The following is an 8269-nucleotide window of genomic DNA, read 5'->3' on the forward strand; positions in this document are numbered from 1 at the left end:
AGGCCGGCGGGCAGGTGCGGCGAGCCCAGGCCGAAGAGCAGCACCGGGCACATGAGGCCGAAGAGGCCCGCTATGGCGGCGAAGGGCAGGATGCCCTGAAAGACGACGCCGGAGACGAGGTAGTCCGGGCACACGATGAGCGACATGAGGCCGGCGCCCAGGCACACGATGACGCCGCGCTGCTCGTTGGAGCACTCTACCTCGACCTTGCCGGAGAGCGTGACGAACAGCGAGCAGGTAACGGCCGCGCCGAGGGCGCAGGCAAGCGCCACTGGATCGTAGCCGGCAAGCCCCGTCTTGTAGACGCCGCTTGCGAACACAGTGCCGAACACGATGATCGCGGCCGAGGCGACTTCGAGGGGCCTGGGCGCGCGGCGCGTCATGACGGTCTGCCAGACGAGCCCCATCCAGGTGAACTGGAACAGCAGCGTGAGCGCCACGGGCGCGGGCAGCACGCTCATGGCGTAGCAGTACAGGATCGAGGTGGTGCAGGTGAGAGCGCCGAGACCCATGAGCTTAAGTGCCTGCAAGGGCTCGATGCGCCGCAGGCGCTTGCTGCGCACGCACCTCAGGGCGGCGGCGATCACGAAGAACAGGCAGCCGAACCAGGCCTGGCTTGCCACCACCTGCGCAGAGGTGAACCCTGCCGCGTACGCGAGCTTGTACGTGGTGGCCATGGCGCCGTAGCAGGCCCCGCCTGCGAAAACCTGCAGGGCGGCTATTACCCGGCGGCGACCGGGCGTCGCGGCTTCGACAGTAGAGGTCTCCCGATCGATCACATGCTTCATGCCCTCTCCTCCTTCCGCCCCGCATGACGCGGGGCACAGGCTCCACACGACCCGAGCCATCGGAAGGAGGCGCTGCCCGTCGGGAAGACACCGACGACCGGTATGAAAAAACCACGCGACCGAGACCCGGTTGCGTGGCAAAAAGGTGGCTTGCGCCCAGAAAAGTCCACACGATTTTAGACCGGTTCAGTCTAAAGAACGCTCCTGAGGAAGTCAAGAACTAAGTCGCCGCACCTGCGCGCAGGCGTTCCAGCATCGAACGAGCTTTGAGCGAGAACCGGCCGAGCCGCCTCGCGGCATCGCTTGCAGCGCGCTTGACATCACGCGGAACGGGTCCATAATGAGCCTTGAAAATCTCAGCGGATTTTTCTGGATGCCGTCACCTTTTCGCCGCTCGCCTGCCTCTGGCAGACGGGCGGCTTTTCTGTACCGACGGCCCCAGCGAGAGAAGGGACATGCCATGACGAACGATCTTCTCGACCTCATCAAAACGCGCCGCAGCGTGCGCTCCTACAAGGCAGATCCCGTGCCCGCCGACCTGCTCGACGCTGTGCTCGAGGCGGGCACCTTCGCGCCCACCGGCGGCGGCCATCAGTCTCCGGTGATCGTGGCGGTGACCGACCCCGGGACCCGCGAGCGCCTGCGTCGGCTCAACGCCGTCGTCATGGGCAGGGACACCGACCCGTACTATGGCGCCCCGGTCATCGTGGTCGTGCTCGCCGACGGCGGGCGCGGCACCTTCGTGGAGGACGGCTCCTGCGTGCTGGAGAACCTCATGCTTGCGGCGCACGCCCTGGGGCTCTCCAGCTGCTGGATCCACCGCGAGCGCGAGATCTTCGACGGCGCTGAGGGCAAGGCGCTCCTCAGGGAGTGGGGCCTGCCCGAGACGCTGCGCGGCGTGGGTGCGATCGCCTTGGGATACGCCGCGGGACCCGAGGGCGCGGCCGCCCCGCGCAAGGACGGTTATGTTGTGCGCATCTAGCAAGTATCGGCCATGCCGGAGGCGCCTGCTCTCCTCGGGGGATGCAAACTGCTCGGAAGCCGCCGACCGATAGAGTTGTTGAGTTCATTTTTGAGTTCAACTCGGGTGCCCTGAAATCACCTGATTCCGGTGAGAATGGGGAGACGACCGTTACATCATGTGGACGAGAGGCCATGGAAAGGAACGATTTGATCGCGAGTGGGAATAGTTGAGGCTCTTCGCGAGGGAGGCCGAAAGCGGTTCTCCTCGTTTTTTCTCGTGTCCTTTCGTTCACGTCGTTGTTGTGATTTCGTGTGGTATTCGCAAGCCAATTGTCAGGTCTACCTGCGGAAATAATGGGTCTTGCCATGTTGCTTTCGGCATAGACGTCTCTAGTATGCGAGGCACGTGCTCGCCAGCGCGGCGCCGTCCAATCCCGAGAAGTTCGACCCGACGAGAGCCGTGACGATGGGTCCCGCTCCGATGCCGGAGGTCATCACCGCTGCAAGGGTTACCATCGCAGTCCCGCACTATGTATTGCGGCACTGTGCGGTAGATGAGGCGCTGCAATTAGTTGCCCTCCTCGTCGACCGCCTCTATCGTGCGAGACGTTACGTCAGCGGTTTCGAAACTTAAAAATTATGGTTGTTTCGAAACCGGTGAGATTGGAACTCGTATGCCTTGGGTCGAGCGCGCATCGTACTTCGAGCGACTCCGCTCCGTGGAGAGGACAGGCGACATCAAGGTCATAACCGGCGTTCGCCGCTCGGGCAAGTCCGAGCTCATGAAGGCGTTCTCCGCCGAGCTCAAGAAGCGGGACCCTTTGTCAAATAGCCTCTACATCGATCTGCTTGACCTCGACAATGAAGAGCTGCTCGAGTATCACGCTCTGCACGACAGGATTGCCAAATTCCACAAGGATGGTGTGCTAAACCGTCTATTCATTGATGAGGTGCAACGGTGCGAGGGCTTCGAGAGGGCGATCAACAGTATCCATGCCCGGGGAGGGTGGGACATCTACCTCACCGGGTCGAATGCGTTCCTTTTGAGTTCCGACCTCGCCACGCTCTTCACCGGCAGACACCGTGAGATTCATGTCCTGCCGTTCAGCTTCAGCGAGTTTTGCGCATACTTCGGCGAACAGGGGACCATCGACGAAGAGCTGGACCGCTATATCGAACGCGGGGCCTCGCTGGATCCTATGAGTATCGTGACATGGCAGAGTCATACGGCTACATCAGGGACGTCTACAGGACCATCCTTACGCGAGACCTCATTCAGAAGTTCCGTCTGCCCGACACGCTCGTGCCGCTCGCCGAGTACATGATGGACAACACCGGAAACCTTAACTCGCCGAACAGCATCGCCAACACCATCGATGCAAACAAAGTGTCGACCAACCACGTCACGGTTGGGCGCTACATCTCGCACCTGAGGGACGCTTTCGTCTTCTACGAGGCCAAGCGCTATGACATCAAGGGCAAGAAGTACCTGAGTACGCAGGCGAAGCACTACGTGTGCGACACGGGTATGCGCTACGCGGTGCTCGGCACGCGCAACATGGATTGGGGCCGCATGTACGAGAACTCGGTGTTCTTGGAGCTCATTCGCCGCGGATACGAGACCTACGTGGGAAAGCTCTACCAGAAGGAGGTCGACTTCGTCGTCAAGCGAGGGTCGGAGCAGGTCTACATTCAGGTGAGCGATAACGTAGACGCACCCGAGACGCTCGAGCGCGAGCTCGCTCCTCTGCGTGCGATACGCGATGCCTACCCCAAGATTCTTATCGCGAGGACGCGACACGACGCCTACACGATTGACGGCATCAGGGTGCTCGATCTGGCCCGTTGGCTCATCGGGGAACAGGGATTCTAATATCGGGGGGGAGGCGCTCCTGCGCCATGATTCGCAAGGGGGGAGGGGTGATGGGGACGGTGACCGCGTGAATCCATCTTGAGTGCATGTGGAATAGGGTAAGTATGGTGGTAAACGGCGAAGCAGAAGATGAAGCGGCCCTCTCACCCGCGCCGACAATTACTGAGTGGGAGTAGCGAATATATGTTCGCATGACTCTTATAGCGTTGGGCTCAGGGCTATGGCAACCCTCATGGCTCCTTTTCGCAAGAACGACTCAGTGCCTCCTCGTTTCTTACCTGAAAGAATATAGTTAAGGGGTATTTAATAAGAAAATGCTCTAAATACCCCTTAACTCGACTAAAATTGAAATGGAAAATAGGGGATAGAGGTGGAGCATGAAGCTATTTAGGCGCGAGGGCTATCTCAGGAAAATGAGGGGCTTCTATCATGATGACGAGATCATAAAGGTCATCACGGGCGTGAGGCGCTGCGGAAAATCTTGCCTCATGCTAACCATCGCTCAGGAGCTTGTTGAGGGCGGTGTCAGCCCGGCTTCCGTTATCTACCTGGATCTCGACAGTCGCAAGCTGCGAAAGGTCAAGACCGCCGACGATCTTGAGGCTGCGATCGATGATGCTTCCGCCGATGCACCCGATGGCTTGAAATATCTATTCATCGACGAGGTGCAGAATGTGAAGGGCTATGAGGAGGTCGTGAACGCCTTTCGCACCGATGGGGGTTGGTCCATCTTCATCACTGGCTCTAACAGTTATCTGCTTTCGGGTGAGCTCATGACCAAACTGACCGGTCGCTACATCGAGTTCGAAATGCAGACGCTCACCTTTAAGGAGTACGAGGATATGAAGGCATTTCTCGGCAAGTCGGTCAATCCCAATCCCGTGGCCGAACTCGATGCCTATATCCTGGAAGGCGGCTTTCCCAAGGCGCTCGGATACGAGACGCTCACCGACAAGCGTGCCTACGTCAAGTCCGTTGTCGAGGAGATTCTGGAGAAGGATGTCCGTCGCAGGGTCCAGGTTCGTAACATGCCCGTGTTCGAGACGGTTAGGAAGTACATCACGAACAATTTCGGGGCGACGACGAGCCTGACTAATATCCTTGATGACCTTGCAAACCTGGGTGTCCATATCAAACGCGAGACGCTGGACCGCTACCTTCGGATACTCGAGGACGCCAAGATCATACGGCGCTGTGAGCGCTTCGACATGAAGTCACGCAAGTCGCTCCGGGGCGAGCAGAAGTACTACCTCGCCGACCTGAGCTTTTACTTCGCGCTCAATACGGACAACCGCATCAACTATGGGCCCGTGCTCGAGAACATCGTCTACAACTATGCAAAGAGCCTGGGCTACGAGGTGAGCGTGGGGCGCATCGGCAAGCTCGAGTGCGACTTCGTCATGCGCTCGCCCGAGATGGAGTACGCCTACGTGCAGGTGGCGATGACCATCATGAGCGACCGGAAGACCGAGGACCGCGAGTACCGACCGCTCGAGCAGATACAGGACAACTGGCCGAAGTTCGTCATTACGCGGAACGACCCCATCCAGCATCGAAGTGGCATCGTGCACGAGAACGTGGCGGAGCTGATTGGAGAGGGGCGGACGTTCGGGCTGGCGCAAGTGGACATTTCAGCGGGAGTGGGCTATTAGGAAGTTGCTTTTACCTACTCGGTCCGAAGGGCAGAGTAGGTAAGAGCTCCTGGATGTCGCAAGAAAAACGCGGCCGAAGGCGCAGGCGCCCGCGACCGCCAAAAGCTCTTGGCTTTTCACAATGGGATAACCTTATCATATTGACGTTCTCACTGCAGAGACGTGACAATGATGGGTATACAATATCAGACAAAATAAGATTATGTAATCGGAGGTCACCATGGCTATTGCAGCCGCCACTGAATCTATCTCCGCCAAGCTCCGTAAGGACGAGAAAGACCGCTTCTCCGCCATCTGCGACGAGATCGGTACCTCGCCGAGCAATGCCATCCGCATGTTCGTCTCCGCATTCAACCGTCGGGGCGGCTTCCCGTTCGACCCGTCGAATCCCTGCGGGTTCAGCCCCGAGACGCTCGCCGCTATGGATGACGCGGCGACGGGCAGGAACCTCTCCGGTCCCTACCGCACCGTGCACGAGGTCATGGCCGCGCTCGATGAGGGGTAGATTTTCTGGACACTATTCTGGACATAATCTGGACAATCCAGATAGGATGTCCAGAATAGAGCAGGGCGTTCCATGGACGACATGCTTGGCAGATTCATGGTGCCGCAACGAGCGTGGAGAGAAGCGGGGCCGTCGGTGGGTCCAGAGGCAGCCGTACTCGTGCTGAGGTAGAGGGCGTCGTCGACGATCTCATTGTTGCTCTGCTGATTTACCACAGGAGCCAAATGAACCCGTCCCCATTGGTTTGCCCCCATTGGCTCATAATGGGATGGTTTACTGTCTGCTTGTCCCAACGAGAGGGAGTGCATGATTCTGTCGCTCGCCCCCATGGAGGGGCTTACCGGGCACACCTTCCGCGCGGTGCATACGGAGTGCTTCGGCGCGCTCGACCGCTACTACACGCCGTTCCTCGCGCCCCCGCATCTGGGCAGCGGGTTCGGCAAGCGTGCGATGGCGGAGCTCGACCCGGTGGATAACCGGGGCTTGGACGTGGTGCCGCAGCTGCTCACGAACGACGCGGAGCGGTTCATATGGGGCGCGAAGGTGCTCGCGGGCATGGGTTTCAGCGAGGTCAACCTCAACCTGGGCTGCCCTTCGGGGACGGTCGTGGCCAAGGGCAGGGGCTCGGGTTTTCTGCGGAACCTCGAGGAGCTCGACGCGTTTCTGGAGAGGGTGTGCACCGAATCTCCCATCCCGGTTTCGGTGAAGACGAGGATCGGCGTGGTGGCGGACGAAGAATACGAGCAGATTCTCGCCGTGTACCTGCGGCATCCGCTTGCGGAGCTCATCGTTCACCCGCGCGTCCAGCGTGACCGCTACAAGGGTGTTCCTCGGCAAGGGGCATACGGCGAGACCTTGCGCCGCGCGACGTTTCCCGTGGCATACAACGGCGACATCTTCGACTGCGGGGACATGGATGCCCTTATCGCGACGTATCCCCAGACGCGCCATGTGATGCTTGGCCGGGGCATCCTCGCCAACCCGGCGCTCGCGCGGACGCTGCGCGGTGGTGCGCCCGCCACGCGAGAAGAGCTCGAGCGCTTCCATGACAAGCTTTTCGAGGCGTATTTCGCCGAAATGGGCGGCAACGTAGTCTTCCGCATGAAGGAGTGGTGGTCGTACGCTCGGTGCTCTTTCGCAGATCCGCGCGCGGTGCATCGCCGCGTACGGAAAACACGCAAGGTGGGGGAGTACCAGGAGGCTGTGCGCGGCATCTTCCGCGAGGAGGAGCTTGCCTCCGCACCTCGTTTCAGCTGGCTATGTTAATTGAAGGCCGCCGCCTCCGCAGAGGGGTGCAAGAGGGGCGCCAGCACGTGAGAATCTGGTTCCTAGACGGAAATCCTCACCTCGTGCTGGCGATGATGGCACGATAGCGGGCGGCATAGGAACTGCCGTGCTGCCAGATGAGCGTGAAGTCGTGGCGGATGGTGAAGTCCGCGGGCGTGATGTCGACGAGCGCGCCGGCGGCGAGCTCCCGTTCTACAGCGATGCGGTAGAGGAATGTGATGCCCGCACTCGCTGCTACGCAGGCGATGATGGCAGGGATGCTCGCGAGTTCGAGGGTGCCCGCGAAATCTGCGAGCGTGAGGTCGTGAGCCGCGAGGTTGCGTTCGAGGATCTCGCGTGTGCCGGAGCCTGGCTCGCGCAGGATGAGGCGTTCGCCGATGAGATTGTGGACGGAGCGGATGTCCATGCGCTCAGCAGCATCTGGGCTGGCGACGGCAATGTAGTCCTCTGTTGAGTACACCATGCTGTCGAAGCGCGTGTGGTCGAACGAGCCTTCGACGAGTGCGCAGTCGACCGTTCCGGCATCCATGAGCTGGACGAGTTCCGCGGTATTGCCAACCCGCATGTTGACGGGCTCTACTGGCTGCGTGGTCGCGCGGCAGGCGAGCAGGCACGGCGCCACGTAGTCGGCGATGGTGCGTGTGCAGCCAAGGCGGAGCGGCGCCGGGGCAACTTCGCCCGCTAAGGCGTGGAGCTCGGCACGCAGGCGCTCCTCATCGTTCGCCATGGTGGAAAGGGCGCGGTAGAGATGGTCGCCGGCAGGGGTCGGTTTGGCGCCGCGCGTCGTCTTCTCGAAGAGCACCGCGCCATAGTGCTGCTCGAGATGCCGGATGTGCTGCGATACCGCCGGCTGGGGGATGTGGAGTGCCTTGGCCGCCCGCGAGAAACTGCACGCGCGGTATACCTCGAGAAACGTATGAGAACGGTAATCTAGCATGATGCGCTCCAGCCACGAATGTAAAAATACCCCAGGGGTTATTTTACATAAGGAAAAACGTAGGAGTATATAAGTAAATGAATGGTATCAATTATAAAAGCAGCATGTACCTTAGATGAGGCTTCATTTCATAAGATGAAAGGGCGAGGCATGGAGTTTATCAGGGACTTTGGAAAGATGTGGCGCGGCGTGCTGTTCGCGCTTGCAATCGCGGTACCGGCATGGTTGCTCGGCAAGCAGTTCGAGGTTATCGGCGGGCCGGTG

At 60.0% G+C, this 8269-nt stretch carries 9 protein-coding genes; 6 read left to right on the forward strand and 3 right to left on the reverse strand.

Going from position 1 to position 8269, the window contains the following annotated elements:
* A partial coding sequence (locus QZ079_RS06095; RefSeq protein WP_297036425.1) for an EamA/RhaT family transporter occupies positions 1 to 788 on the reverse strand: 788 nt, incomplete at its 3' end.
* A 460-nt stretch (positions 789 to 1248) separates the two neighbouring features.
* On the opposite strand from QZ079_RS06095, the gene QZ079_RS06100 reads away from it, so the two are divergent.
* On the forward strand, positions 1249 to 1770 hold the full coding sequence (locus QZ079_RS06100) for a nitroreductase (protein WP_297036429.1): 522 nt from the start codon (positions 1249 to 1251) through the stop codon (positions 1768 to 1770).
* Positions 1771 to 2141: 371 nt separating this feature from the next.
* Here QZ079_RS06100 and QZ079_RS06105 read toward each other — a convergent pair whose 3' ends face one another.
* Entirely contained in the window at positions 2142 to 2267 is a 126-nt protein-coding gene (locus tag QZ079_RS06105) for a hypothetical protein (protein ID WP_297036432.1), read from the reverse strand.
* A 158-nt stretch (positions 2268 to 2425) separates the two neighbouring features.
* Between QZ079_RS06105 and QZ079_RS06110 the strand changes: the two genes are divergently transcribed.
* From QZ079_RS06110 to QZ079_RS06130, 5 genes are all read left to right on the forward strand, one after another.
* The gene (locus tag QZ079_RS06110; protein WP_297036435.1) at positions 2426 to 3076 is read left to right on the forward strand and encodes an ATP-binding protein; all 651 of its coding nucleotides are present in this window, start codon (positions 2426 to 2428) and stop codon (positions 3074 to 3076) included.
* Entirely contained in the window at positions 2965 to 3624 is a 660-nt protein-coding gene (locus QZ079_RS06115) for an ATP-binding protein (protein WP_297036437.1), read from the forward strand. Before QZ079_RS06110 ends, QZ079_RS06115 begins: the two co-directional genes overlap by 112 nt.
* Positions 3625 to 4001: 377 nt before the next feature.
* Entirely contained in the window at positions 4002 to 5276 is a 1275-nt protein-coding gene (locus QZ079_RS06120) for an ATP-binding protein (protein ID WP_297036440.1), read from the forward strand.
* Between the two features lie 220 nt (positions 5277 to 5496).
* Positions 5497 to 5781, forward strand: a complete 285-nt coding sequence (locus QZ079_RS06125; RefSeq protein ID WP_297036442.1) for a type II toxin-antitoxin system RelB/DinJ family antitoxin — start codon at positions 5497 to 5499, stop codon at positions 5779 to 5781.
* 306 nt (positions 5782 to 6087) lie between these two features.
* Entirely contained in the window at positions 6088 to 7047 is a 960-nt protein-coding gene (locus QZ079_RS06130) for a tRNA-dihydrouridine synthase (RefSeq protein ID WP_297036445.1), read from the forward strand.
* A 76-nt stretch (positions 7048 to 7123) separates the two neighbouring features.
* Here QZ079_RS06130 and QZ079_RS06135 read toward each other — a convergent pair whose 3' ends face one another.
* A complete protein-coding gene (locus QZ079_RS06135; RefSeq protein ID WP_297036448.1) occupies positions 7124 to 8005 on the reverse strand; it encodes a LysR family transcriptional regulator in 882 nt (293 codons plus the stop codon).
* Between the last annotated feature and the right edge of the window lie 264 nt (positions 8006 to 8269).

It is taken from the genome of uncultured Enorma sp. (assembly GCA_905210055.1).
Lineage (GTDB): Bacteria > Actinomycetota > Coriobacteriia > Coriobacteriales > Coriobacteriaceae > Enorma.